The sequence below is a fragment of the Streptomyces sp. NPDC002564 genome (assembly GCF_042889645.1).
In the GTDB taxonomy this organism is placed as follows: domain Bacteria; phylum Actinomycetota; class Actinomycetes; order Streptomycetales; family Streptomycetaceae; genus Streptomyces.
Genome location: NZ_JBIARE010000019.1, coordinates 1 through 25810, shown reverse-complemented (window position 1 = coordinate 25810; position 25810 = coordinate 1). Strand labels below are relative to the sequence as shown.

The 25810-nt window shown below is 72.7% G+C and carries 18 protein-coding genes and 1 tRNA gene; 7 read left to right on the top strand and 12 right to left on the bottom strand.

The window, feature by feature from the left end:
- Window positions 1-187 precede the first annotated feature (187 nt).
- A tRNA-Leu gene (locus tag ACFYXE_RS36700) sits at window positions 188-275 on the top strand.
- Window positions 276-497: 222 nt separating this feature from the next.
- Window positions 498-3785, top strand: a complete 3288-nt coding sequence (locus ACFYXE_RS36695) for a hypothetical protein (protein WP_389320419.1) — start codon at window positions 498-500, stop codon at window positions 3783-3785.
- Window positions 3786-3794: 9 nt separating this feature from the next.
- Here the strand turns inward: ACFYXE_RS36695 and ACFYXE_RS36690 are convergent, their stop codons facing one another.
- The 6 genes from ACFYXE_RS36690 to ACFYXE_RS36665 all read right to left on the bottom strand — a co-directional run bounded on the left by ACFYXE_RS36690 (window position 3795) and on the right by ACFYXE_RS36665 (window position 11294).
- Window positions 3795-4478 carry a response regulator gene (locus ACFYXE_RS36690; protein ID WP_389320416.1) on the bottom strand — a complete coding sequence of 228 codons (684 nt, stop codon included), beginning with the start codon at window positions 4476-4478 and terminating at the stop codon, window positions 3795-3797.
- Between the two features lie 124 nt (window positions 4479-4602).
- Window positions 4603-5271, bottom strand: a complete 669-nt coding sequence (locus ACFYXE_RS36685; protein ID WP_361177204.1) for a potassium-transporting ATPase subunit C — start codon at window positions 5269-5271, stop codon at window positions 4603-4605.
- A 6-nt stretch (window positions 5272-5277) separates the two neighbouring features.
- Complete coding sequence (kdpB, locus tag ACFYXE_RS36680) at window positions 5278-7431, bottom strand: potassium-transporting ATPase subunit KdpB (protein WP_389320412.1); 2154 nt, start codon at window positions 7429-7431, stop codon at window positions 5278-5280.
- Window positions 7428-9092, bottom strand: a complete 1665-nt coding sequence (gene kdpA, locus ACFYXE_RS36675; RefSeq protein ID WP_361177208.1) for a potassium-transporting ATPase subunit KdpA — start codon at window positions 9090-9092, stop codon at window positions 7428-7430. Before kdpA ends, kdpB begins: the two co-directional genes overlap by 4 nt.
- A gap of 8 nt (window positions 9093-9100) precedes the next feature.
- Window positions 9101-9190 (bottom strand): K(+)-transporting ATPase subunit F, encoded by a 90-nt coding sequence (gene kdpF / locus ACFYXE_RS36670; RefSeq protein WP_055544543.1) that lies wholly within the window; start codon window positions 9188-9190, stop codon window positions 9101-9103.
- A gap of 250 nt (window positions 9191-9440) precedes the next feature.
- Window positions 9441-11294: an APC family permease gene (locus ACFYXE_RS36665; protein ID WP_389320406.1), complete on the bottom strand. Its 1854-nt coding sequence runs from the start codon at window positions 11292-11294 to the stop codon at window positions 9441-9443.
- A 184-nt stretch (window positions 11295-11478) separates the two neighbouring features.
- Here ACFYXE_RS36665 and ACFYXE_RS36660 point away from each other — a divergent pair, with 184 nt between their 5' ends.
- Window positions 11479-13419 (top strand): amino acid transporter, encoded by a 1941-nt coding sequence (locus tag ACFYXE_RS36660; RefSeq protein WP_361177211.1) that lies wholly within the window; start codon window positions 11479-11481, stop codon window positions 13417-13419.
- A 32-nt stretch (window positions 13420-13451) separates the two neighbouring features.
- Here ACFYXE_RS36660 and ACFYXE_RS36655 read toward each other — a convergent pair whose 3' ends face one another.
- The gene (locus ACFYXE_RS36655; protein WP_389320403.1) at window positions 13452-14153 is read right to left on the bottom strand and encodes a bleomycin resistance protein; all 702 of its coding nucleotides are present in this window, start codon (window positions 14151-14153) and stop codon (window positions 13452-13454) included.
- Between the two features lie 59 nt (window positions 14154-14212).
- Window positions 14213-14608: a cupin domain-containing protein gene (locus ACFYXE_RS36650; protein WP_389320400.1), complete on the bottom strand. Its 396-nt coding sequence runs from the start codon at window positions 14606-14608 to the stop codon at window positions 14213-14215.
- A 52-nt stretch (window positions 14609-14660) separates the two neighbouring features.
- On the opposite strand from ACFYXE_RS36650, the gene ACFYXE_RS36645 reads away from it, so the two are divergent.
- On the top strand, window positions 14661-15776 hold the full coding sequence (locus ACFYXE_RS36645) for a helix-turn-helix domain-containing protein (protein WP_389320397.1): 1116 nt from the start codon (window positions 14661-14663) through the stop codon (window positions 15774-15776).
- A 73-nt stretch (window positions 15777-15849) separates the two neighbouring features.
- A complete protein-coding gene (locus ACFYXE_RS36640; RefSeq protein WP_389320394.1) occupies window positions 15850-17433 on the top strand; it encodes an acetolactate synthase large subunit in 1584 nt (527 codons plus the stop codon).
- A 230-nt stretch (window positions 17434-17663) separates the two neighbouring features.
- On the opposite strand, the gene ACFYXE_RS36635 is transcribed toward ACFYXE_RS36640, so the two are convergent.
- From ACFYXE_RS36635 to ACFYXE_RS36620, 4 genes are all read right to left on the bottom strand, one after another.
- Window positions 17664-19043 (bottom strand): hypothetical protein, encoded by a 1380-nt coding sequence (locus ACFYXE_RS36635; protein WP_389320391.1) that lies wholly within the window; start codon window positions 19041-19043, stop codon window positions 17664-17666.
- Complete coding sequence (locus ACFYXE_RS36630; RefSeq protein WP_389320388.1) at window positions 19030-21909, bottom strand: peroxidase family protein; 2880 nt, start codon at window positions 21907-21909, stop codon at window positions 19030-19032. The genes ACFYXE_RS36635 and ACFYXE_RS36630 overlap by 14 nt, the downstream gene beginning before the upstream one ends.
- A gap of 497 nt (window positions 21910-22406) precedes the next feature.
- Window positions 22407-22814, bottom strand: coding sequence for a YchJ family metal-binding protein (locus tag ACFYXE_RS36625; protein ID WP_361177223.1), 408 nt, complete (start codon window positions 22812-22814; stop codon window positions 22407-22409).
- Window positions 22815-22860: 46 nt separating this feature from the next.
- The gene (locus ACFYXE_RS36620) at window positions 22861-23562 is read right to left on the bottom strand and encodes a FadR/GntR family transcriptional regulator (RefSeq protein ID WP_361177225.1); all 702 of its coding nucleotides are present in this window, start codon (window positions 23560-23562) and stop codon (window positions 22861-22863) included.
- 138 nt (window positions 23563-23700) lie between these two features.
- On the opposite strand from ACFYXE_RS36620, the gene ACFYXE_RS36615 reads away from it, so the two are divergent.
- Both ACFYXE_RS36615 and ACFYXE_RS36610 read left to right on the top strand, forming a co-directional pair.
- A complete protein-coding gene (locus ACFYXE_RS36615) occupies window positions 23701-24207 on the top strand; it encodes a gluconokinase (protein WP_361177227.1) in 507 nt (168 codons plus the stop codon).
- A gap of 67 nt (window positions 24208-24274) precedes the next feature.
- On the top strand, window positions 24275-25672 hold the full coding sequence (locus ACFYXE_RS36610; protein WP_389320383.1) for a gluconate:H+ symporter: 1398 nt from the start codon (window positions 24275-24277) through the stop codon (window positions 25670-25672).
- Window positions 25673-25810 lie beyond the last annotated feature (138 nt).

Below are 25810 nucleotides of genomic sequence, written 5' to 3'. Positions count from 1 at the left end.
CTGGCTCCTCCCGCATTCGCTGCTGGTGGTCCCCTTCATCCTCTCTCTCCGCGGCCCCTCGCCCAAGGCCGGGCGGGTGTCGTCATCCGCAGTTCACAGCCGACCACAGGGGTGATCGAGTACCCCTGGAAGCCTGGTAATGTTCTCTGTGTCGCTGCGGGGAGCGCCCCGCGACGACAGACACCTTGTCCGGGTGGCGGAATGGCAGACGCGCTAGCTTGAGGTGCTAGTGCCCTTTATCGGGCGTGGGGGTTCAAGTCCCCCCTCGGACACCAGCTGAGACCCCACTTCACGTGGGGTTTTTTGCTTTCCGGGCTGTGTCGTGACCGCCCCCGGGAGCTCCGCGCCGCGCCGTGGGTGCGCTCCGGTCACCGATGCCTTCGATGAGGGCGAAGCCACCAGCGGCGCTCACCGGTTCTGACACCATCGTTCCTGCATGCGTCACCGCACCGACACGTCGGTGACCGACCTGACCAGTGAAGACGAGGGCAGTGCCGTTGGCCGGCGAGCGATCCGTGTGGGGGCGGGAGAACGTGGAGGCGACGGGCACCGGGCACGCGCGCGCCGTGGGCGGTGTCGCGGTCTCCGGCGCCCTGATCGTGGACGGCGGGATCACCGTGACCGCGCCCGGTCATGTGGCCCGGACCGGATACCCGGAGCAGATCCGCCGGATCGCACCGCCGTGCCTGCGGGAACGCACGGAAGAGCTGGCCGCTCTGGCGGCCTTCTGCACCGGAGCGGAGGAGAGCTCCTACCTGTGGCTGCGAGGTCCCGCGTGGGCCGGCAAGTCGGCGCTGCTCTCGTGGTTCGCCCTGCATCCACCGGAGGGCGTGCACCTCGTCCCCTTCTTCGTCACGGGCCGGTTCGCCGGCCAGAACGACCGCATCGGGTTCTGCGACGTGGTGATGGAGCAGCTGGCGGCCTTCCTCGGCCGGCCCATGCCCGCCCAGGTCACCGACGCCACACGGGAAGGGCATCTGCTCAGCCTGCTCGACGAGGCGGCCCGTGCGTGCCGGGCGAGTGCCAGGCGTCTGGTGCTCGTGGTGGACGGGCTGGACGAGGACCAGGGCGTGACCGCCCTGCCGGAGTCGTACAGCATCGCGGCCCTGCTCCCCGCGCGGCCTCCGGCGGGGCTCCGCGTCATTGTCGCCGGCCGCCCCCACCCTCCCCTTCCGGCCGATGTGCCGGACGGCCATCCGCTGCGCGATCCCCGGGTCGTGCGCGACCTCCCGGTGTCGCCCCATGCGGAGGCGGTCAGGGCCGACGCGGAGCGGGAACTCCAGCGGCTCGCGGACGCACCCGGTCTGGAGCGGGAGATCCTCGGCCTCATCACCGCCGCCGACGGCGGCCTGAGCGAACAGGACCTGGCCGAACTCACGGGCGCGTCCCCCTACACGGTCGGGCGTCACATCCGTTCGGTGCCCGGCCGGACCTTCTCGTCGCTGCTGAGCCCCTGGGCCAAGGAGGAGGTGTACGTCCTCGGCCACGACGAGCTGCGCAGCACGGCTCTGCGGGTGCTGGGCGACAGAGGCGTGGCCGGTCATCGCGAGCGGCTCCACCAATGGTCGGACGACTACCGGAAGCAGGGCTGGCCCGCCCGCACTCCGGAGTTTCTGCTGCACGGCTACTTCCGGGCCCTGCGGATCGCGAACGATCTGCCGCGCATGGTCGCGGGCGCCACGGACACCGGTCGCCACAACCGGATGCTCCAGGTGACGGGCGGCGACGCCGCCGCCTTCGCGGAGGTCACGGCCGCGCAGGAGATGATCCTCGGCCAGCAGGACCCGGACCTGCTCGCCATGGCCCGCTTGGCCCTGCACCACGACGCGTTGAAGGCGCGGAACGACCATGTTCCCGTGGGTCTTGCGGCGCTGTGGGCGGCGCTGGGTTCGCCGGAGCGGGCGGAAGCCGTGCTGCACAGCATCGTCGTGCCGGACCGCCACAACCGCGCCCTCCTGGCGCTGGTGGAGACGCTCCTCGCGTCCGGCGACCTGAGCCGGGCGCACGCCCTCGCCGGCACGGCCGGTCAGGCGGGCGTACGGGCCCGTGTGCTGGCGGACGTGGCCAAAGCGCGGTGCGCGGTCGGCGATCTGGCCGGAGCCGAGGCCGTCGTCCTCTCGGTGGACGACCCCCGCCAGACGGTCAGTGCCCTGTCGGACCTGGTCGAGGCATCCATCGCCGCGGGCGATCCGGCCCGCGCCCGGCGGCTCGCCGAACGAGCCGAACGAAGCGCACTGAGCATCGCCAAGCCGTCGCACAAGGCGGCCGCGATCAGGAGTGTCGCCGTGTCCCTAGCGCACCTGGGCGAGCACGCCCACGCCCTCGATCTCGTACGGACCGTCCCCGACCCGTTCCGCAGGGCGCAGGCACTGAACATCTTGGCGCTGGCGGCCGCCGTCGCGGGAGATCCCGCACGGTGGGAAGCCCTCTCGGCCGAGGCGGAGGCCATCGCGTCCGCGCTGCCTCAACCGGCCGCACGGGCGCGCATCGTGGCGGAACTCGCCCGTACGGCAGCACGCGCAGGGCGGCGGGAACACGCCGGGGTCCTGTCCCAGGAGGCGTCCGCACTGGCCCAGGGCCCGCTGACCTCCAGCGAGAGGTCGGTGGTTCTGGTCAGGGTCGTCATGGCGGTATGCGACGCGGGAGACCTCGAACTCGCCCGTCTCCTGGCACGGAGCGTGTCCGTGCCGGACCGGCGTATCCGGGCGCTCCTGCAGCTCGTCAAAGGGGGAGCGATCAGCGCCCAGGAGTGCGTCGCGGAGCTGCCCGCGGTCTCCGGGGTCAGGGAAGGGGAACTCGTCGCCCTCGTGCGGGTGGCCGCGGTGGACATGGAGCAGCCTGACCTGGCCGAGGCCCTCGCCGCGCTGATCCGCACGCCTGTCAGGCGGCTCCACCTTCTCCTCGACCTGGCCCGGAAGTACGCGGTCGACGGTGCGCATGACCGCGCCCACAAGCTCAGGGCGCGGGCGGAGGAGCTCAGTCGGTCGCTGCTCGGTCCGCAGGATCAGATCGACGCCCTGGTGGGCCTGGCGCACCTGGATGCCCTGCTGGGGCACGACGAGCGCGCCCACCGGCTCGCCGAGACGGCGGAGACGCGCTTTCGTGACCCCACCGGCAACGCCTGCCAACAGGGCCTCGCCCTCCTCAACCTGGCTCGCACCCTGATGGCGATGGGCGACGCGGAGCGGGCCAAGGGGCTCGGGCACCAGGCCGCGGCGCTGACCCACGGGGCGCAGCGGACCGGCGAACAGGCGCAGATCCACAGTGAATTGATCGACCTCGCCCTCGCGCTTCACGACCACGACTGGGCCGTGGCGCTCGCACGGGAGGTCCAGGACCTCCACCGGAGGACCTCGGCTCTCGGCAGGGTCGCCCGTTCCCGGGCCGAAGCAGGGGACCGGAACCGCTGTCTCGACCTGGTGAGGGACATCGAGTCCCTCGTCGGCCTGCTGCGTCAGGAGCAACGGTCCCGCGTCCTGGTCGACTTGACGACGACTCTCACGCTGCTCGGTCGCCACGGGCACGCGGAGGAAGCGGCGCACGGGATCCCCGACCCCCAGCTGCGGGTGCGGGCCCTGCTGGAGCTGGCGAAGCACACGGACGCTCCGCACACCAGACGTCTGCTGGCCCAGGTCCTCGGCACGGCAGGCTGGGCCGAGCATCTGGCGAGTGTCGCGCTCGTGGAGCCGTCGGTGGTGCAGGGCATCGCCGACGACCAGCTGGCCGTCTCCCCCGCGGCGCCCCACGGGCCCGGCACGCCCCTCGGCCGGCCGCCGGCACGGTGAGGACCGGCGTCAGGGTTCGAAGCGGTAGCCCATGCCCGGTTCCGTGATCAGGTGGTGCGGGTGGGAGGGGTCCGGTTCCAGTTTGCGGCGGAGCTGGGCCATGTAGACGCGCAGGTAGTTCGTCTTCGTCGCGTGGGACGGGCCCCAGACGTCGAGCAGCAGGCGGCGCTGGGGGACGAGGCGGCCCGGGTGGCGGATGAGGATCTCCAGGAGCTGCCATTCCGTGGGGGTCAGGCGGACGTCGTGGCCGTGTCGGGTGACCTTCTTGGCGACCAGGTCGACGGTGAAGTCGTCGGTGGTGACCGCGGCCGTCTCGCGCGTGGCGGGGGTGGTCTCGGTGCGGCGGACCGCGGCGCGCAGGCGGGCGAGGAGCTCGTCCATGCTGAACGGCTTGGTGATGTAGTCGTCGGCGCCCGCGTCGAGCGCCACCACCTTCTCGTCGGAGCCGCGTCGGGCGGTGAGGACGAGGACCGGGGCCCGGGTCCGGCCGCGCAGCCCCCGGAGCACGTCGATGCCGTCCATGTCGGGCAGCCCCAGGTCGAGGAGGACGACGTCGGGCCGGCGGGCGTCGGCCAGGCGCAGCGCGGTGGCTCCGTCGGGGGCCGCGTCCACCCCGTACTTGCGTGCCTGGAGGTTGATCACCAGCGCTCGTACGAGCTGGGTGTCGTCCTCGACCACAAGGACCCGGGTCATCGGTGTGGCGCCCCCTTCGGGCCGGTGGCGCCGTGCGGGGCGCCGTAGGTGTCGTGGCGGTGGGAGCCGGCGGGCCCCGGCCGTGGCCGGGTCCGCCGGTTCCCGCCGGTGCGGGACGGGCCCGTCAGCCCTTCTCGGTGAGTTCCTTCAGGGCGATGTTGAGCCGGAGGACGTTGACGCGCGGCTCGCCCACGAAGCCGAGGGTCCGTCCGTCGGTGTGGTCGTCGACCAGTTTCCGGACCTGTGCGACGCCCAGGTGGTTCCGCTCGGCGACCCGGCGCACCTGGAGGTCGGCGTAGGCCGGGGAGATGTGCGGGTCGAGGCCGGAGCCGGAGGAGGTGACCGCCTCCGCGGGCACGTCGGAGGGGCTGATCCGGTGGCCCTTGGTGGAGTTGTCCCTGATGACGGCCGCCTGGGCGTCCTTCACCTGCCGGATGAGGTCCTTGTTGTCGCCGGAGAGGTTGGTGGCGCCGGACAGGATCAGCTTGTACTGGGTGTTGACGCTGTTCTCGCCGAGGCCGTTGGAGGGGCGCGGCTGGAACCACTTGAGGTCCGGCTCGGCCGTCTCCTGGCCCTTCTTGAGCGGCAGGTCGTAGCGCTGGCCGATGAGCTCGGAGCCGACGACCTTGCCGTCGGCCTTCACCTCGGAGCCGTTGGCCTTGTCGTGGAAGGCGACCTGGGCGACGCCGGTGACGGCCAGCGGGTAGAGCACGCCCGTCACCACGGTCAGGACGAGGAGGGCGCGCAGTGCGGCCCAGAGCAGACGTCCCGCGTTTCCTGCGGAGTTGTTCATCGTGGGTCAGCCGATTCCGGGGATGAGGGAGAGGAGCAGGTCGATGAGCTTGATGCCGATGAAGGGGGCGACCAGGCCGCCCAGGCCGTAGATGCCGAGGTTGCGGCGGAGCATGCGGTCGGCGCTCATCGGGCGGTAGCGCACGCCCTTGAGGGCGAGCGGCACGAGCGCGACGATGATCAGGGCGTTGAAGACGACCGCCGAGAGGATCGCGGACTCGGGCGAGGCCAGGCCCATGATGTTGAGCTTGTCCAGGCTCGGGTAGGCGACCGCGAACATGGCCGGGATGATCGCGAAGTACTTCGCGACGTCGTTGGCGATCGAGAAGGTCGTCAGCGCGCCCCGGGTGATGAGGAGTTGCTTGCCGATCTCGACGATCTCGATGAGCTTGGTCGGGTTGGAGTCGAGGTCGACCATGTTGCCGGCCTCCTTGGCGGCCGACGTGCCCGTGTTCATCGCGACGCCGACGTCGGCCTGGGCGAGCGCGGGGGCGTCGTTGGTGCCGTCGCCGGTCATCGCGACGAGCTTGCCGCCCGCCTGCTCGCGCTTGATCAGCGCCATCTTGTCCTCGGGCGTGGCCTCGGCGAGGAAGTCGTCCACGCCCGCCTCGTCCGCGATGGCCTTGGCGGTCAGCGGGTTGTCACCGGTGATCATGACGGTCTTGATGCCCATGCGGCGCAGCTCGTCGAACCGCTCGCGCATGCCGTCCTTGACGACGTCCTTGAGGTGGATGACGCCGAGGACGCGGGCGCCGTCGGCGTCCTCCAGGGCGACCAGGAGGGGGGTGCCGCCCGCCTGGGATATCCGGTCGTTGAGCTGCCGGGCGTCCTCGGCGACGACTCCCCCGCGCTCCTCGACCCAGGCGATGACCGATCCGGTGGCGCCCTTGCGGACCTTGCGTCCGTCGACGTCGACGCCGGACATCCGGGTCTGGGCGGTGAACGCCACCCACTCGGCGCCGGTCAGCTCGCCCTGGTGGCGCTCGCGCAGGCCGTACTTCTCCTTGGCGAGGACCACGATGGAGCGGCCCTCGGGCGTCTCGTCGGCCAGCGAGGAGAGCTGGGCGGCGTCGGCGAGGGCGGCCTCGGTGGTGCCGCGGACCGGTACGAACTCGGCGGCCTGGCGGTTGCCGAGGGTGATGGTGCCGGTCTTGTCGAGGAGCAGCGTCGAGACGTCGCCCGCGGCCTCGACGGCGCGGCCCGACATGGCGAGGACGTTGCGCTGGACCAGGCGGTCCATGCCGGCGATGCCGATGGCGGAGAGGAGGGCGCCGATGGTCGTCGGGATCAGGCAGACGAGCAGGGCGGTCAGGACGATCAGCGAGGTCTGCTCGTCGGCCCCGGCGTAGATCGCGAAGGGCTTGAGGGTGACGACGGCGAGCAGGAAGACGATGGTGAGGGACGCGAGGAGGATGTTCAGCGCGATCTCGTTGGGCGTCTTCTGCCGGGCGGCGCCCTCGACCAGGTTGATCATGCGGTCGATGAACGTCTCGCCGGGCTTCGTCGTGATCTTGATGACGATGCGGTCGGAGAGGACCTTCGTACCGCCGGTGACGGCCGAGCGGTCGCCGCCTGACTCGCGGATGACGGGGGCGGACTCGCCGGTGATCGCGGACTCGTCGACGGAGGCCACGCCCTCGACGACGTCACCGTCGCCGGGGATGATGTCGCCCGCCTCGCAGACGACGAGGTCGCCGATGCGCAGGTCGGTGCCGGGCACCGGCTCCTCGGCGGTGCCGGTCAGGCGGCGCGCGACGGTGTCGGTCTTGGCCTTGCGCAGGGTGTCGGCCTGGGCCTTGCCGCGGCCCTCGGCGACGGCCTCCGCGAGGTTGGCGAAGACCGTGGTCAGCCAGAGCCAGGCGGTGATCGCCCAGCCGAACCAGTCGCCCGGGTCCTTGAGGGCGAGCACGGTGGTGACCACCGAGCCGATCAGGACGACGAACATGACCGGCGACTTGACCATGACGCGCGGGTCGAGCTTGCGGACGGCGTCCGGCAGGGAGGTGAGGAGCTGGGCGGGGTCGAAGAGGCCGGCGCCGACCCGGCCGTCGGCGGTGGCCTGGTGGCCGGTGGGGACGTCCTGGTGGGGGGCGCGTTCCGCGGTGGCCACGGCGCCTCCTTCGCGGTCGTCGCGGTCGTGCTGCGTGGTGTGAGTGCTCATGACGCCAGCCCCTCGGCAAGCGGTCCCAGCGCGAGCGCGGGGAAGTAGGTGAGACCGGTGATGATCATGATGGTGCCGACGAGCAGCCCGGTGAAGAGCGGCTTCTCGGTGCGCAGGGTGCCGGCGGTCGCCGGGACGGGCCGCTGTTCGGCCAGCGAGCCGGCCAGGGCCAGGACGAAGACCATCGGCAGGAAGCGGCCGAGCAGCATCGCGAGGCCGATGGTGCTGTTGAACCACTGCGTGTCGGCGTTCAGGCCCGCGAAGGCCGAGCCGTTGTTGTTGGCCCCGGACGTGTAGGCGTAGAGGATCTCGGAGAAGCCGTGCGCGCCCGAGTTCGTCATCGAGTCGCCGGGCGTGGGCAGCGCCATCGCGACGGCCGTGAAGCCGAGGACGAGGGCCGGGGTGACGAGGATGTAGCAGGCCGCCAGCTTGATCTCGCGGGTGCCGATCTTCTTGCCCAGGTACTCCGGGGTGCGGCCGACCATGAGGCCCGCGATGAACACCGCGATGATCGCCATGATCAGCATGCCGTAGAGGCCGGATCCGGTGCCGCCGGGGGCGATCTCGCCGAGCTGCATGCCCAGCATGTCGATGCCGCCGCCGAAGCCGGTGTACGAGGAGTGGAAGGAGTTGACCGCGCCGGTCGAGGTCAGCGTGGTGGCGACCGAGAAGATCGCCGAGCCGCCGATCCCGAAGCGGGTCTCCTTGCCCTCCATCGCCCCGCCGGCCAGGTCGAACGCCGGGCCGCCGTGGTGGAACTCGGTCCACATCATCAGGGCGGTGAAGCCGAGCCAGATCGTCGCCATCGTGGCGAGGATCGCGTAGCCCTGGCGGACCGAGCCGACCATCTTGCCGAAGGTCCGGGTCAGGGCGAAGGGGATCACCAGGATCAGGAAGATCTCGAACAGGTTCGAGAGCGCGTCGGGGTTCTCGAAGGGGTGCGCGGAGTTGGCGTTGAAGTAGCCGCCGCCGTTGGTGCCGAGTTCCTTGATGACCTCCTGGGAGGCGACCGCGCCGCCGTTCCACTGCTGGGTGCCGCCCATGAACTGGCCGACCTCGTGGATGCCGGCGAAGTTCTGGATGGCGCCGCAGGCGACCAGGACGAGCGCGCCGAGGACGGCGATCGGGAGCAGGATGCGGACGGTGCCGCGCACCAGGTCGACCCAGAAGTTGCCGAGCTCGCCGGTGCGCGAGCGGGCGAAGCCGCGGACCAGGGCCACCGCCACGGCGATCCCCACGGCCGCCGAGACGAAGTTCTGCACGGCCAGGCCGCCGGTCTGCACGACGTGGCCCATGGCCTGCTCGCCGTAGTACGACTGCCAGTTGGTGTTGGCCACGAAGGACGCGGCGGTGTTGAACGCCTGGTCCGGGTCGATGGCCTTGAAGCCGAGCGAGCCGGGCAGCGAGCCCTGCAGGCGCTGCAGCAGGTAGAGGAAGAGGACGCTGACCGCGGAGAAGGCGAGGACGCCGCGCAGGTAGGCGGGCCAGCGCATCTCCGTGTCGGGGTGGGCGCCGATGGCCTTGTAGATCCACTTCTCCGCGCGAAGGTGCTTCTTCGAGGAGTAGACGCGGGCCATGTAGTCGCCCAGCGGGCGGTGGACCAGGGCGAGCGCCGCTGTGAGGGCGAGCAGCTGGAGCACACCAGCAAGGACGGGGCTCATATCCGTACTCAGAACCTCTCCGGGAAGACGAGGGCGAGGACGAGGTAGCCCAGCAGGGCGACGGCCACGATGAGGCCGACGATGTTCTCGGCGGTCACAGCTTGGTCACCCCCTTGGCGACAAGTGCCACCAGCGCGAAGACCGCGATCGTGGTGACGACGAAGGCCAGGTCGGCCATCGTGAGCTCCTGAGGAAGAAGTGGATGGGTGAATCACCGGGTCGGACGGTTAGAGGAAACCTCCGTTTCGGCCCTCCCCGGCCGTCGTTGACGTCCTCCATACGGCGTTTTCGGCCGTCTTGACGGCTCTCTGACGGTCCGCGCCCGACGGGCCCGCGGATCGGCTCGGATCAGCTGTCACCTGGCGATATCCGCAGCCGCAGGCGGCAGACCGCGGCGTCGGTGCCGCGCCGCACGGCGTGCGCCACGACCGCGCCCCGCTGGTTGTGCAGCACCCGCTGCCAGGGGTGCTCGGGCTCCACCTCGGGGATGAGGACGGTGACGCGGGTGCCGGGGGCGGCGGTCTCGATGTCGCGTACGTACGCGGCGACCGGGCGGCCCAGGGTGCGCCGGGCCGAGGGCAGGCGGACCAGGTCCACTCCCGGGTTCCACAGCGCCCAGTCCCGCTCCAGCGCCTCGGCCTGGGCGCGGTCCTCGGGGTCGGTGTGGCAGACGGTCACGGCGCGCACCTCGTCGCCCAGGGAGACGGCGGCCGTCAGGGCCTCGCTGGTGAGGCGGGACAACGCGGAGACGGGGACGACGACCAGGGAGCGGTCGCGGTGCGGGCGGTCGGGGACGTGGCCGAGGCCGAGGCGCTCGCCGATCCGGGCGTAGGCGCGGTGGACCGCTTCGAAGGCGGCGACGAGCAGGGGCAGGGCGACCACGATGAGCCAGGCGCCCTCGGGGAACTTGGTGGCGGTGACGACGACAGCCGAGACGCCGGTCAGGAGGGCGCCCAGGCCGTTGAGGGCGGCCTTGCCCCGCCACCGCGGGCCGCGCTCACGGTGCCAGTGGACGACCATGCCGGTCTGGGCGAGCGTGAAGCCGACGAAGACGCCGATCGCGAAGAGCGGGACGAGCGTGTTGGTGTCGCCGCCGGAGAACACCAGGAGGGCGGCGGAGATCCCGGCCAGGGTGAGCACGCCGTGCCGGTGCACCTGGCGGTCGGCCTTGAGGGCGAAGACGTGCGGCAGGTGGTTGTCGCGGGCGAGCAGCCGGAGCAGCACCGGGAGGCCGCCGAAGGAGGTGTTGGCGGAGAGGGCGAGCAGGGTCATGGTGGCGAACTGGATGACGTAGAACGCCACGCCGTGGCCGAGGGAGGCGTCGGCGAGCTGGGCGAGGACGGTGACGCCCTCGACCGGCTGGAGGTGGAAGCGGGAGATCAGCACGGCGAGGCCGATCAGCATGACGCCGAGGATTGCGCCGAGGGCGATCTCGGCGTGCTGGGCGCGTCGGGCGCGCGGGGTGCGGAAGGACGGCACGGCGTTGGCGATGGCCTCGACGCCGGTGAGCGCCGAGCAGCCGGCGGCGAAGGCCTTCAGGAGGAGCAGGGCGCCGACGGTGGTGGCGTCGTCCGCGACGACGGAGGCGTGGCCCGCGGCGGCCTCGGTGCTGACCGGCGCGGAGCGGAACAGGCCGGCCACGATCAGCGTGAGGATCGCGAGCACGAAGACCGCGGTGGGGGCGATGAAGGCGCGCGCCGAGTCCGCGATGCCGCGCAGGTTGACGGCGGTGACCAGCGCAAGAACGGCGAGGCAGAGCCACAGCCGGTCGCCGTGGAGGCCGGGGAAGGCCGAGGTGAGGGCGGCGACTCCGGCGGTGACGGCGACCGCGACGTTCAGGACGTAGTCCAGGACCAGGGAGGCGGCGGCGACCAGGCCCGCGCGGCGGCCTAGGTGGGTCCTGGCCACCGCGTAGGAGCCGCCCCCGTCGGGGAAGGCCGCGATGACCTGGCGGTAGGAGGCGACGAGGACCGCGAGGAGGGTGGCGATGGCGAGGGTGACCGGCAGGGTGAGGCCGAGGCCCCGGCCGCCGGCGACGGCGAGGACGAGCACGATGGCCTCAGGGCCGTAGGCGACCGAGGCCATCGCGTCCAGGGACAGCGCCGCGAGGCCGGTGACGGCGGTGAGCCGGTGGCGTTCGCCGTCGTCGGGCGGCTCCTCGTCCCGTGGGGCGGTTTTCGGCTCGGTGGTCAGGACGGACATGCGCGTACTCCTTACGGGGCCCGGCGGACGGCGGCCCCGGACAGGGGCGGGCCGCCGGCCGGGCGGGGTGGGTGCGGCAAGGTTGCGTCCTCGCGCGCGCGGGCGAGCGCTTCCCTTGCGCGTTCTTCGCGCCGGACGGCCCGGTCTTCACGGACTTCTGACGCCGCCGGGCGACGATGGGCGGATGACCGCGAAGTCCTCCCACCGCCTGCGCGCCTGGCTCCTCGACGGGCTCACCGAGCGGACGGCGCGGCACCAGGGGCCGCACGGCAAGCCGCCCGCCGAGCACGAGGGGCACCGCTGGTGGCGCGTGATGTGCCTGACCGGCGTCGACTACTTCTCCACGCTCGGCTACCAGCCGGGCATCGCGGCGCTCGCCGCCGGGCTGCTCTCGCCGCTCGCGACCCTGGTGCTGATCGCCCTCACCCTGCTCGGGGCACTGCCCGTCTACCGGCGGGTGGCCAAGGAATCCCCGCACGGCGAGGGCTCCATCCACATGCTGGAGCGGCTGCTGCCCTGGTGGTCGGGGAAGATCTTCGTCCTGGTGCTGCTCGGCTTCGCGGCGACGGACTTCATCATCACCATCACGCTGTCGGCGGCCGACGCGGCGGCCCACGTGGTGGAGAACCCGTTCGCCCCGCACTGGCTGGACGGCGAGAACGTCCTGATCACCCTGGTCCTGGTGGCCGCGCTCGGCGCGGTCTTCCTCAAGGGGTTCCGGGAGGCGATCGGGGTGGCGGTGACGCTCGTCGCCGTCTTCCTGACGCTGAACCTCGTCGTCCTGGTCACCGCGGCCTGGGTGGTCCTCACCGAGCCGGTGCGGATCGGCGACTGGTGGGACGCGATGACGGCCGAGCACTCGTCGCCGTTCGTCATGATCGGCGTCGCGCTGCTGGTCTTCCCGAAGCTGGCGCTCGGCATGTCCGGCTTCGAGACGGGTGTCGCGGTGATGCCGCAGGTGCGGGGCGACGCGACGGACACGTACGAGAAGCCCGCCGGGCGCATCCGGGACACCCGCAAGCTGCTGACCACGGCCGCCGTCATCATGAGCTGCTTCCTGCTGCTGTCCAGTCTGGCGACGACGATCCTGATCCCGCAGAAGGACTTCGAGAAGGGCGGGCCCGCCAACGGCCGCGCGCTCGCCCACCTGGCGCACGAGCGGCTCGGCGAGGTCTTCGGCACGGTCTACGACGTCTCCACCATCGCCATCCTGTGGTTCGCCGGCGCCTCGGCCCTGGCCGGGCTGCTGAACATCGTGCCGCGCTACCTGCCGCGGTACGGGATGGCGCCCGAGTGGACGCGGGCGGTGCGGCCGCTGGTCCTCGTCTTCATGACGATCGCGGTCGCCATCACGCTCTGGTTCAACGCGGACGTCGACGCGCAGAGCGGCGCGTACGCCACCGGCGTCCTCGTCCTCATGCTGTCCGCGTCGTTCGCCTCGACGGTGGCCGTGCACCAGCGCGGGCACCGCGGGGCGGCGGTCGGCTTCGGGCTGATCACCGCGGTGTTCGCGTACACCCTGGTGACGAACGTGGTGGAGCGGCCCGACGGCATCAAGATCGCCGCGCTGTTCATCCTGGCGATCGTGCTCTCCTCCTTCGCCTCACGGGTGCACCGCGCCTTCGAACTGCGCTCGTCCGGCGTGGCGTTCGACGCGGAGGCGGCCCGGCTCGTCGACGCGGCCGCCGCGTCGGGCCCGGTGCGGATCATCGCGAACGAGCCGCAGGAGCACAGCACCGCCGAGTACCGCGCCAAGGAGTACAGCCAGCGCGAGCACACCCACATCCCGGGCGGCAAGCCCGTGCTCTTCCTCGAGGTGTTCGTCCGCAACTCCTCCGACTTCGCCGCCGAGTTGACGGTGCACGGCGACGAGAAGCACGGGGCGCGCCGGCTGCGGGTGGCGGGGCCCGGGGTGCCGAACACCCTGGCGGCGGTCCTGATGGCGATCCGCGACCGCACGGGGCAGGTCCCGCACGCGTACTTCAACTGGACCGAGGGCGACCCGCTCGGCCATCTGCTGCGCTTCCTCGTCTTCGGCGACGGCGAGGTCGCGCCGGTCACCCGCGAGGTGCTGCGCCGCGCGGAGCCGGATCCGGAGCGCAGGCCCCGGGTGCACGTCGGCTGAGCGGCCGCCGCCCGGCCCCGCCCGCTCGCGGGCTACCGCGTCAGTTCGGCCAGGCGTGCCAGCGCGTCGCGCGCGGCCGCCCGGTCCGCGTCGGTGAGCGGGAGCGCGGCGGCGCGGGCCAGGACGCGGTCGGCGAGGTCGTCGTCGCCGAGGCGCCGGGCGAGGTCACCGCGCAGGACCAGCAGGCGCAGCTCCTGTTCGGGGGTGGGCCGTTCGCCGGTGAGGCCGAGGGCCCGGTCGATGATCTTCGCGGCGCCCGGCAGGTCCTCCTTGGAGTCGGCGAACAGGTCGGCGGTGTGCAGGGCCCGCGCGAAGGTGCCCTTGGGCGCGGGCCGGTGCGCCTGGTCCTCGCTGATCCGCTGTCCCACCCGGATGCTGTTGCCGCCGGGGTCGGTCATCAGGAACTGGCGCATGCCGTACGACATGTCCTTGAGCGGTCCGATGCGCGGCAGGCCGCGGACGGGGATCCTGCCGTACGCCTCCTTGAGTCCGGCGCGGAAGGCGCCGTGCAGCGTGTCCACGTCGTCGGTGACGACGTAGCAGCCGGAGTAGGACTGCTCGGGCTCGTACTCCTTCATGCCAAAGAACTGCAGCTCGACGGGGCCGCGTTCGACGACGGCGTAGGGATAGGGGCTCTTCTGCAGGAACGTCGTCGCGAAGCCCAGGGCCGTGTAGAAGTCGACGACGGGCTGGATGGTCCGGCACGGCAGGAGCGGGATCATTTTCTCGGCCATGCCTCCACCCTAGTCAAAGTTGAATAGAGGTGGAGTGGGGTGGGCCCGGGGGTGGACTCTCAGGTGTGCAGCGGGTGGCCCGTCGTCGCGTCCACATGGTCCGGGACCTCGTCGTGGCGGTCGCCCACCGTCGGCGTCCCGGTGGGCTCGAAGAGGAGGATGCGCGCGCCGCCGGGGGCGGACGGCCGGTGCTCGGTGCCGCGGGGGACGGTGAAGACCGAGCCCTGCGCGAGCGTGACCCTGCGCTCCCCCGCGGGCTCGCGCAGGTCGATGTGCAGCTCGCCGCCGAGGACCAGGAAGAACTCGTCGGTCGCGTCGTGGACGTGCCAGACGTGCTCGCCCTCGACCTTGGCGACGCGGACGTCGTAGTCGTTGACGGAGGTGACGATGCGGGGGCTCCACAGGGCGTCGAAGGAGGCGAAGGCCCGGTCCAGGGCGAGGGGTTCGTTGCTCATGAGGTGATCATCCGCCGTTCCCCGCACGACGGGTGAGTGCTAGAAATCGCACATGCCGCAAGAATCCTCGCAGCTCCGGCCCCGAACACGCCCGACGCCCCCGGCACCCCCGGCACCCCCGGCACCTCGACCGCCGGGACCGCACCGCGTCGTCGTCATCGTCGACGAGAACTCCAACCCCTTCGAACTCGGCTGCGCCACCGAGGTGTTCGGCCTGCGCCGACCCGAACTGGGCCGTGAGCTGTACGACTTCACGCTCTGCTCCCCCGAGCCGGACACCCGGATGCGGGACGGCTTCTTCACGCTGACCTCGGTGGCCGGGCTCGACGCGGCCGACCGCGCGGACACCGTGATCGTGCCCAACCGGCCCGACACCGACGTGCCGCGACGGCCCGCCGTCCTGGCCGCCGTCCGGCGGGCCCACGCGCGCGGCGCCCGCCTGGTGGGCTTCTGCAGCGGCGCGTTCACGCTCGCCGAGGCCGGGGTGCTCGACGGGCGCCGGGCCACCGCGCACTGGCAGTGGGCCGACTCCTTCCGGGAGCGGTTTCCGGCCGTACGTCTCGAACCGGACGTGCTCTTCGTGGACGACGGCGACATCCTCACCGCGGCGGGCAGTTCGGCCGCCCTCGACCTCGGCCTGCACCTCGTGCGCCGCGACCACGGCGCGGAGGTCGCCAACTCCGTGAGCAGGCGCCTCGTGTTCGCCGCCCACCGGGACGGCGGGCAGCGGCAGTTCGTGGAACGTCCGGTCCCCGATGTCCCCGACGTCTCGCTCGCGCCCCTGCTCGCCTGGGCGCAGGAGCGGCTCGGCGAGCCCGCGGGGGCGGCCCCCGGGGCCGGGGGGCCGCTCACCGTGACCGCCCTCGCGGCCCGCGCCGGGGTCAGTCCCGCGACCCTGCACCGCCGCTTCCGCGCCCAGCTCGGCACCACCCCGCTGGCCTGGCTGACCGGCGAACGCGTGGCGCTGGCCTGCCGACTCATCGAGCGCGGCGAGGAGCGCCTGGACGTCGTCGCGCGCCGCAGCGGCCTGGGCACGACGGCCAGCCTGCGGGCCCGGCTGCGCCGCGAGACCGGGCTCAGCCCGTCCGGCTACCGGGCCAGGTTCGGCCCCGGCACGCCCGCGCCGGCTGGCCGGATCCCGGCTGCCGCCGCGACCGCGACCCCGTGAAGACTGGCCTCCCCCACGCACCGGGCGCCGCCGCCCACCGCGCGCCCAGGCCACCGAGCAGAGGCGGACCGCCATGCCGAACGGAGCCCAGATCCTGATCGACGGCCTCGTGGACGGGGGTGTGCGCGCCTGCTTCGCCAACCCCGGCACCTCGGAGATGCACTTCGTGGCCGCGCTGGACCGAACGCCCCTGCTGCGGCCCGTGCTGTGCCTCTTCGAGGGCGTGGCGACCGGCGCCGCCGACGGGTACGGGCGGATGACGGGCCGCCCCGCGTGCACCCTGCTGCACCTCGGGCCCGGTCTCGCGGGCGGCCTGCCGAACCTGCACAACGCGCGGCGGGCCGCGACCCCGCTGATCAACGTCGTGGGGGACCACGCCCTGGGCCACAAGCGGCTGGACGCGCCCCTGGAGTCCGACATCGGGGCGCTCGCCGGCACGGTGTCGGCCTGGACGCGCCGCACGTACCAGGCCGACGGACTCGGTGGTGACGTCGCGGACGCGGTGGCCGCCGCGACCGGACCGCCCGGGGCGATCGCCACGCTGGTCGTGCCCGCCGACGTGTCCTGGTCCGCGGTCGACGCGCCCCCGGCCGCCGTCCCGCCCGCCCCGGCGCGGCGGGGCCTCGTCTCGGTCGACGCGGTGACCGGCGCCGCGGGGGCGCTGCGCTCCGGCGAGGGCGTCGCGCTGCTGCTCGGCGGGGCCGCCGTGCGCGGGGGCGGGCTCGCCGCGGCGGGGCGGATCGCCGCCGCGACGGGCGCGAAGCTGCTCTGCGAGACCTTCCCCGCGCGGCTGGAGCGGGGCGCGGGCCGGACCCCGGTCGAGCGGCTCGGCTACTTCGCCGCGGACGCGGTGCGCCAGTTGACGGGTGTACGGCACCTGGTGCTCGCCGGGGCCGCGTCGCCGGTCGCCTTCTTCGCGTATCCGGGGCAGCGGGGTGTGCTGGTGCCCGAGGGGTGTGCGGTGCACACGCTCGCGGCGGGCGCCGAGGACGTGACGGCCGCGCTCGAAGGGCTCGCCGAGGTGGTCGACCCGTCCGGTGCGGGTGCCGCGGCGCCCGCGCGCGCCGGGCGTCCGGCGGCCGGGCGGCCCGCGCTGCCCACCGGTGAGCTGACCGCCGAGACGGCCGCCGCCGTGATCGGGGCGCTGCTGCCGGAGGGGGCCGTCGTGGTCGACGAGGCCAACACCTCCGGGCTGTGGCTGCCCGGCGCGACCGCGGGGGCGCCGCCGCACGACTGGCTCACGCTGACCGGCGGGGCGATGGGGCAGGGGCTGCCGCTGGCGGTGGGGGCGGGCGTGGCCTGTCCCGACCGGCCCGTGCTCGCGCTGGTCGGGGACGGGGCGTCGATGTACACGGTGCAGGCGCTGTGGACGCAGGCGCGGGAGGGGCTCGACGTGACGACGGTCGTCTTCGACAACCGGTCGTACGCGATCCTGAATCTGGAGTTGGGGGCGGTGGGGGCGGTCGCGGGTGGGGTGCGGTCGCGGCGACTGCTCGACCTCTCGGAGCCGGTGCTCGACTTCGTCGCGCTGGCTCGGGGGATGGGGGTGCCGGCGGAGCGGGCCGCGTCCGCGGAGGAGTTCGCGGTGTCGTTGAAGCGGGGGCTGGCGGAGCCCGGGCCGTTTCTTGTCGACTGCGTGGTGCCGGGGCTGGGGTGAGGGAGGGGGCTCCTTCCCCGATCCCGCCCCTTCCCGGACGTTCCGGCTCCGCCGGGCGGGGCTCGGCAGGTCACCGGCTTCGCCGAGTTCGTCCTCAAACGCCGGACGGGCTGGAATGGGCGCGGCTTCGTCCGTCACGGCAGCGCGCGCGATGGCCTCGAACGCCGGACCGGCTGGAATGGGCGCAGCTGGTCTCGGTTCGGTTCGGGGGGGGCAGGGGTGTCACTGGCTCAGGGGTGCCACGTGGACGTGTGTGATCTGTGGTGGGGGGTCAGGCCGTTCCTGAAGTACTTCTCGTAGTACTCCGTTTCCACGTGGTGGACCTGGAGCCAGATGCCGGGGACGTGGATCGCGTCCGTGTGGGCCGGGAAGCGGCGGTGGGTGGTGAGGATGTACTCGCAGATGTCCCGCGCGCAGGCGATCACCCGGTCCTCGTACTCGCTCGCCTCCGCCAGGTACCGCCCGCCGTACTCCCCCTTGTAGATGCGGGCGAAGACGTCCTTGTCGGTGTAGACGCCGCCGGCGCCGAACTTGGCGCGGATCACCGCGTCGACCGCCTCTCCCATCGTGCGGTGCGCGGGCGGGCAGGCCGCCTCGATCAGGGGCTCCCCGCCGGGCGAGCGCAGGCCCACCGGTTGGGAGCGCAGGGCCGCGTACCCGGGGAGCGGGACGTGCCAGCGCCACACGTCCGGCAGCCGCCAGCGCGGGGTGACGAAGGTGAAGCCGAGCATCCGGCCGTAGACGCGGGAGAACTTCGGGTCGCCGAGCGCGATCTGCGGGTTCACGGAGGCGTGGATCCAGGCGCCGAGGCCCATCGCCTCGGCGGTCAGCATCAGGTTCTGCAGGAGCAGGTCCGCCTCGATCTGGGTGCGCAGCGGGCCGAGCGCGCCCAGCGGCAGCTTCAGGTCGGCATTGAGGAAGCCGTTGCGGACCCATTTCCGTACGCCCGCCGTGCGGTGGAAGTTGCGGTCGTCGACGAGGGTGGGGCGGGCGCCGTCCGGCTGGGTGAGCAGGTACATCAGGGCGTTGATGTACTGGTGGGAGAGGTCGACGACCGGGAAGAGGAGCGTCGTGCCCGGCAGGTTGGACAGGAAGCGGTTGGAGTCGAGGTAGGCCGGGAAGTCGCGCAGGCCGTCGGCGACGTCCAGGCGGTGGTCGAGGACGCGGACCTTGGCGAGCCGGGCCCGTTCCAGGAGCGCGGCCGCGTCCAGGGGCGTGTCGGGCGCCGGGGGCAGCCGGCGCAGGAAGTACGTGCCGGAGTCGTTGATCAGGAAGAAGTGCGTGCCCTGCGCGTTGTCGGGGCTGCCCGCCGTACGGCCCGCCATCGTCATGTTGGGCTTGGCCATGATGGGCTTGCCGTCGCGCGGATCGTCGAAGGGCCGGTCCGGCATGGTCAGTCCGGTGCAGCCGGTCAGCGCGATCAGCACCGCCTCCTCGAGCTCGGACAGCGGGCGCGGTTCGTGCGGCGAGCGGTAGCTCATCGAGCCCGCGGGGACGGTGGCGCCGCGGCTCACCCGGTGGGTGCGGCGGCGCCAGAGCGTCTCCAGGAGGGGGCGGGCGAACAGGGCGTCGAGGCCCGGGTGTCCCGGCCCGCCCTCAGCCGCCGGCACGTCCGCCGCCGTCGCCCGCGGGACGCACCTGCCGCCACGGCGCGAACGCGCTCGCCCCGCGCGGCAGCAGGCCCGCGAGTTCCGGGCAGTGCCGCAGCAGGACCGAGTTCATGCCGCCCTGCTGCACCCAGTCGATGCCGAGCGGCGTGTAGATCTCGGGGCGGAAGTCGACGGTCAGGAAGCGGTCGCTCTGCAGCCGCCGGGTGGCCATCAGGATGAAGATGCGGAAGGCGGTGTCGCTGAAGCCGAAGCCGTGCGGCGGATTCTCGGCGAACAGGCCGACCACGGTGTCGATCTCGTCGACCGAGCGGTAGACGTCCTTGAGCCGGGCGACGGTGTCGGGGTCCTCGGAGAGGTCCTCGAAGCGGCGGATGCGCTGCTTGTGCAGGCCCTCGCGGAAGTCGTTGTAGCGGGGCACACCGCGCCTGCGGGTGCGCACGAGGTCGACGACGGACAGGTCGATGATCTCGCCGTCGCGCTCGAAGTGCCGCAGCGCGTGCGGGAAGTTGTGCAGCGTGATCGCTCCCGGGTGGGCGATGCCGAAGGAGTACAGGGTGTCGGCGAGGCCGGTCTTGCGGATGGCGGCCTCGGCCGCGGCGCCCTGGATGTCGTGGAAGGAGAGGTTCTCCAGGCGCTGCCCGAAGCGGTGTTCGCGCATCTCGAAGTCGTCCGGGATCAGCGGGTGCATGCGGTAGACGGTGACGAAGTCCTCCGTCAGGGAGTACGGCACGCCGTGGTGGTCCGGCAGGGTGCCGGGGATGCCGGTGAGCGAGTGTGCCTCGAAGAGCCACAGGCCGAGTTTGGTCAGCCAACTGCTCGGCGGTCCGGACCAGTTGGTGCGCAGCCCGACGTCGATCGCCTCGGTGGCGAGGATCGCGGGCGTCCACTCCACGGTGTGGATCTTGGCGATGAGGGCGGAGACGACGAGCCGCGCCGTGTGGTAGACGCCGTCCTGGCTCATCGACGGGTAGGCCCGGCGCAGCGCCTCGCAGACCGCGTTGTGTTCACGGGCGAAGAGGGTGTGCAGGGCGCTCAGGCCCATCCACCAGCTCTCGGCGAAGCCGGTGAGCGGGATGCCGTCGGGGCCGAGCGGCAGGTGGCCCTCCTCCAGGCGCAGGGCGGGGCCGCCGTCGGGCGCGCGCAGGAAGCGGGCGGTCGCCTCGCTCTCGCCGTACACCTCGGAGCCGTCCCACCAGTGGGAGGCCATGTTGGCGAAGAGGAGGGGCGGCCGGTCGCCGGGGACGTCGATGCCTTCGTTGTCGGCGAAGCGCATCACCCGCTCGGCGGGCCCGCCGGGCGTGTTGAACCAGGTGGTGCCGGGCGGCAGCGGCACCTCGACGGACTTGCCGCCGGGCTTGTGGCGGCGGTGGTTGACCCAGTCGTGGACCTGGAACTGGATCCAGGCCGCGGCGAGCACGTTGAGCGAGGTGGCGGGCAGGAAGGTGTCGCGGTGCAGGAGTTGGCGGCTGACCGTGACCGGGTTGGGGATGTCGAAGAGGTCGGGCCGGTAGACCGGCCGGAGGTTGCGTCCGAAGGCGGCGCCCACCGCGCCCATGGCCGGCTCGGAGAGGTCGTTGTAGCTGCCGTCGAAGGAGCGGACGGTGCGCAGTTGCTCGTCGAAGGGCGCGGGGGCGGGCCCGGTGCGCGGCGGCGCCTCGGGCACGTCGGTGTCGATGAGGTTGTACCGGCGCAGCGCCTTGCGCAGGAAGACGAGGTTGAGCAGGCCCGCGGGCACCGGCAGGCGGTGCCAGGGCACCGCGCGGTTCAGGAGCCGGAAGGCGGCGGCGGACGGCACGCCGAGGATGCCGTTGCGCAGGGGGGCGGCCGTGACGAAGCGCAGGCCGCCGCGGTGGGCGGCGCTCGCCTCGTAGGTGGCCTTGCGGGCGCGGTTGAGGTTGCCGAGCGGGCGGAACTCCTCGGTGGTGTACCAGGGGTTGAAGCCGATGGCCTCGACGCGCTCGGCGGCACCGCGCGCCTCCGCGGTGTCGAGGTCCCGGCTCGGCACGGTGAGCCGGGCGACGGGCACGGCGGGGGCGACGGACTCGAGCCACTCCACGGAGCCGTCCTCGACGGGCGTGCGGCGGGCGTCGACGTACCGCTGCAGGCACAGCTCGAAGACGATGTCCTGGCGGGCGAGCCGGGTCTCCAGCTCGCGGCGCAGGTACTGCGGGTCGCGGCGGGCCGGGTCGGACACGGCGGCGCCCGCGGCGCCCACGGGACGCAGCAGGTAGCGGACCGGTCCTGCCGCGCCCCACAGAATGGCGCTGCGGCTCCAGTACGTCTCGGCGGCCAGGCTGTGCACGGCGTGCCGGGTGGCCGCCCGCACGGTGCGGCGCATGCGGGCGGCGGGGGCCAGGCCGACGGCGAGCGGAAGCCTGACGAGGAGCGCGAGGCCCTTGCGCAGGGGCGTGGTGGCCCCGGCCATCGCCTTGGCGAAGGCGACGAATTCCCGGGCGTCGCGGGCGTGCGAGACGGGGTGGTTGGTGGCGAGCAGGTCGTGGCTCTCCTCGGCGGACACGGCCACGCGCACGGCGGCGCCCCGCAGGTCGGGTGCCCCGTCGGCCTGCCGGATGCCGCCCGCGTTGGACAGCCGCAGGGTCGCCGGATATTCGGCGCCGGGCTGCGCGAAGCCGTGGCGCAGGTCCTCGGGCAGGTCGTCGTCGAAGCGCAGCCGGGCGTCGAGGACGCCGAGTGCCGCCTTGGCGTGCAGGGCGCGGTCCGCGCCGGCGGCACGGGCCGCCGCACGGTTCTTCTCCTGGACCTTCATCAGGTCCCGCGCCATGCGCTCGAAGAGCCGGCGCTCCGCTTCGGGGCTGCCCCCCAGGTAGCGCTCGTAGCTCGGCTGGTGCTGTCCGGTGTCGGCCATCGGGCGCCTCTTCCTTCGCACGGCTGCTCGCGTTACTGCGTACGGGACAGGGGGGGGCAGGCAGACGCTACTGGCGGCGCCGGTCGGCCGCAGCGAGGGTTCCCGCCTATGTGCGCGGCCCCGCGCGGGCGTCGAACTGGCGGGCGGGCCAGGGCGTTTGGGCCCGTGGGCAGGGCCGGAGGGGCGGCGCAGGGACGCGGGTTCACACCCCGTGTGAAGCCCCGCTCCCAGCAGCCCCACGCGCACGGGGCACGCGGTGGCCGGGTCCCGTCGGGTGGGGCGGCGGGGACACCGCCGGGCCGGCGTGTACGACGATGTGCGATTACGGGTACGGGGACGGGTGGGGGCTTCGCGGGCGGCGGCGGGAGGGACCGGTCACCCGACGGGCCGGTCGGCGGACGGCTCGTCGGTGGCCCAGGCGTGGCCCAGTCGGTGGCCCAGCAGACGGCTCGGTAGATGGCTCAGCCGACGGCCCAATAGACGGCCCAGTAGACGGCTCAGTCGATGAAGGTGCCGTCGACGTACACCCAGGCGCCGTCGACGCGCTCGAAGCGGCTGCGTTCGTGCAGGGAGTCCGGGCGACCGCCATCGGTGTACCTGGCCCGGAAGGTGACCGTTCCCGTGGTGTGGAACGCGCTGCCCTCGGTGGTCTCCTCGATGTCCAGGCCGACCCAGCGCAGCGCCGGGTCGAACTCGACGCGCGGCGGCCGGGTCCGCGGGTGCCAGCTGCGCAGCAGGTAGCCCTCGTCGCGCACGGCGAAGGCGCTGTAGCGGGAGCGCATCAGCTCCTCCGGGGTGCTCGCGGCGGCCTCGCCCCGGTGCAGCCTGGCGCAGCACTTCTCGTACGGCTGCGGATGCCCGCAGGGGCAGGAGGCGGGGGCGGGGCGTGCGGCGCGTCGGGACATGGCGTCCATTCTGGCCGACCCGGTACGGGCGCTCGTGCGCAGGTCCTCAGGGCGCGAGGATGTCGAGCTCGTCCAGGGCGCCCAGGGCGATCTCGCGGGTCAGCGCCTCCGCGCGGACGGCGTCGCCCTCCCGGACCGCCTCGGCGACCTTGACGTGCAGGGTGACGGCGGGCGGGTCCGGGTCCTCGAACATGACCTGGTGGGCGGTGCGGCCGGTCAGGACCTCGGCGACGACGTCACCGAGGCGGGCGAACATCTCGTTGCCGGAGGCGTTGAGGATCACCCGGTGGAAGGCGACGTCGTGCTTCAGGTAGCCCTCCAGCTGGTGGCCGCGGGAGTGGGCGACCATGCCGAGGGCGCACTCGGTGAGCTCCGCGCACTGGGCGGCCGTGGCGTGCCGGGCGGCGAGGCCCGCGGCGACCGGCTCGACGGCGGAGCGCAGCACGGTCAGGGAGCGCAGCTGCCGCGGCCGGTCCGCGCCGGCCAGGCGCCACCGGATGACCTGCGGGTCGTAGACGTTCCACTCCTCGGTCGGCCGCACCGTGACGCCCACGCGGCGGCGGGAGGCGACCAGGTGCATGGACTCCAGGACCCGCACCGCCTCGCGCATCACGGAGCGGGACACCTCCAGGCGCTGGGCCAGCTCGTCGGTGCGCAGGACGCTGCCCGGCGGGTACTCGCCCGCGGTGATGGCGGGCCCGAGGCTTTCCAGTACGCGGGAGTGCAGCCCTCGGGCCTGTGCGGTCATGGCGGAAGCCTACGAGGATCGGCGCGGGAACAATAAGTCAGACTTTTATGTCACAGTCTCTTGAATTCGTCAGACCTAATGGGTTTCAGTGACGTGAACAACCGACCGATGTCGATGAAGACAGCGAGGCAGGCAGCGATGAGCACCCCCCACGTCGTCGTAGTCATGGGCGTGGCAGGAACCGGCAAGACCACGATCGGCCCCCTGCTCGCGGACCAGCTCGGCGTTCCGTACGCCGAAGGCGACGACTTCCACCCGCCGGCCAACATCGAGAAGATGTCCTCCGGCACGCCGCTGACCGACGACGACCGGTGGCCCTGGCTCGACGCGATCGGCGGCTGGGCGCACGGGCGGGCCGGGCGCGGCGGCGTGGTCAGCAGCTCGGCGCTGAAGCGCAGCTACCGCGACCGGCTGCGCGCCGCGGCCCCGGACATCGTCTTCGTGCACCTGACGGGCGACCGGGAGCTCATCGAGGACCGGATGTCGCACCGGCAGGGCCACTTCATGCCGACCGCGCTCCTGGACTCGCAGTTCGCCACGTTGCAGCCCCTGGGGGCGGACGAGGCGGGCGTCGCCGTCGATGTCGCGGGCACCCCCGAGGAGATCGCCGCGCGGGCCGTGCGGGCCCTGGGCGACCTCGGCTGAGCCTGCTCCGCAAGGAAGATTCCCGCGCCCCCGGCGGCGCGTTCCACCCACGTACTAGGAAGCAACCGTGACCCGTCTCAGCGTCGAGATGTTGGCAGCGGACCCCGTCGAACCGATCACCTCCGCGGGCCACGCCCAGCTGGGGATCGCCGTCCTCGCGGGCATCGCCGTCATCGTCCTGCTCATCACCAAGTTCAAGCTGCACGCCTTCCTCGCGCTGACCGTCGGGTCGCTCGCGCTCGGGGCCTTCGCGGGCGCGCCGCTCGACAAGGCCATCACCAGCTTCACCGGCGGGCTCGGCGACACCGTCGCGGGCGTCGGGGTGCTGATCGCGCTCGGCGCGATCCTCGGCAAGCTGCTCGCCGACTCCGGGGGCGCCGACCAGATCGTCGACACGATCCTCGCCAAGGCGGGCGGGCGCGCGATGCCCTGGGCGATGGTCCTCATCGCCTCGGTGATCGGTCTGCCGCTCTTCTTCGAGGTCGGCATCGTGCTGCTGATCCCGGTCGTCCTGATGGTCGCCAAGCGCGGCAACTACTCGCTGATGCGGATCGGCATCCCGGCCCTCGCCGGTCTCTCCGTGATGCACGGCCTCATCCCGCCGCACCCCGGCCCGCTCGTCGCGATCGACGCGGTCAAGGCCAACCTGGGCGTCACGCTCGCGCTCGGCGTCCTCGTCGCCATCCCGACGGTGATCATCGCGGGCCCGCTGTTCTCGAAGGTCGCCGCCCGCTGGGTGGACGTCCCCGCGCCCGAGAAGATGATCCCGCAGCGCCCCTCGGAGGAGCTGGACAAGCGTCCCGGCTTCGGCGCCACGGTCGCCACGGTGCTGCTGCCCGTCGTCCTGATGCTCGCCAAGGCGCTGGTGGACATCGTGGTCGACGATCCCGCGACCACGGTGCAGCGGGTCTTCGACGTGATCGGCTCGCCGCTGATCGCGCTGCTGGCCGCGGTGATCGTCGGCATGTTCACGCTGGGCCGCGCGGCCGGCTTCACCAAGGACCGCCTGTCGGGCACCGTCGAGAAGTCGCTCGCCCCGATCGCGGGCGTGCTGATGATCGTCGGTGCGGGCGGCGGCTTCAAGCAGACGCTGATCGACGTCGGCGTGGGCCAGATGATCCTCGACTTCTCCAAGGACTGGTCGATCCCGGCGCTGCTGCTCGCCTGGCTGATCGCGGTGGCCATCCGCCTCGCGACGGGCTCCGCGACGGTCGCCACGATCTCCGCGGCCGGCCTGGCGGCCCCCCTCGCCGCCGACATGTCGACGGCCCACACGGCCCTGCTCGTCCTGGCCATCGGCGCGGGTTCGCTCTTCTTCTCGCACGTGAACGACGCGGGATTCTGGCTGGTCAAGGAGTACTTCGGCCTGGACGTCGGCCAGACGATCAAGACGTGGTCCGTGATGGAGACGATCATCTCGGTGGTCGCGGGCGGCCTGGTCCTGCTCCTGTCCCTGATCATCTAGCGAAGCCGCAACGAACGCGGAGGCCGCGCCGGGGGCTCCCGGCGCGGGCGCCCCGTTCAAGCCCCGCCCGGCCCCCACCACCCCCGCCGGCGTGTGAGGACCACACCCGCGCAGGCAGTGACATACCCAGCCCCGACC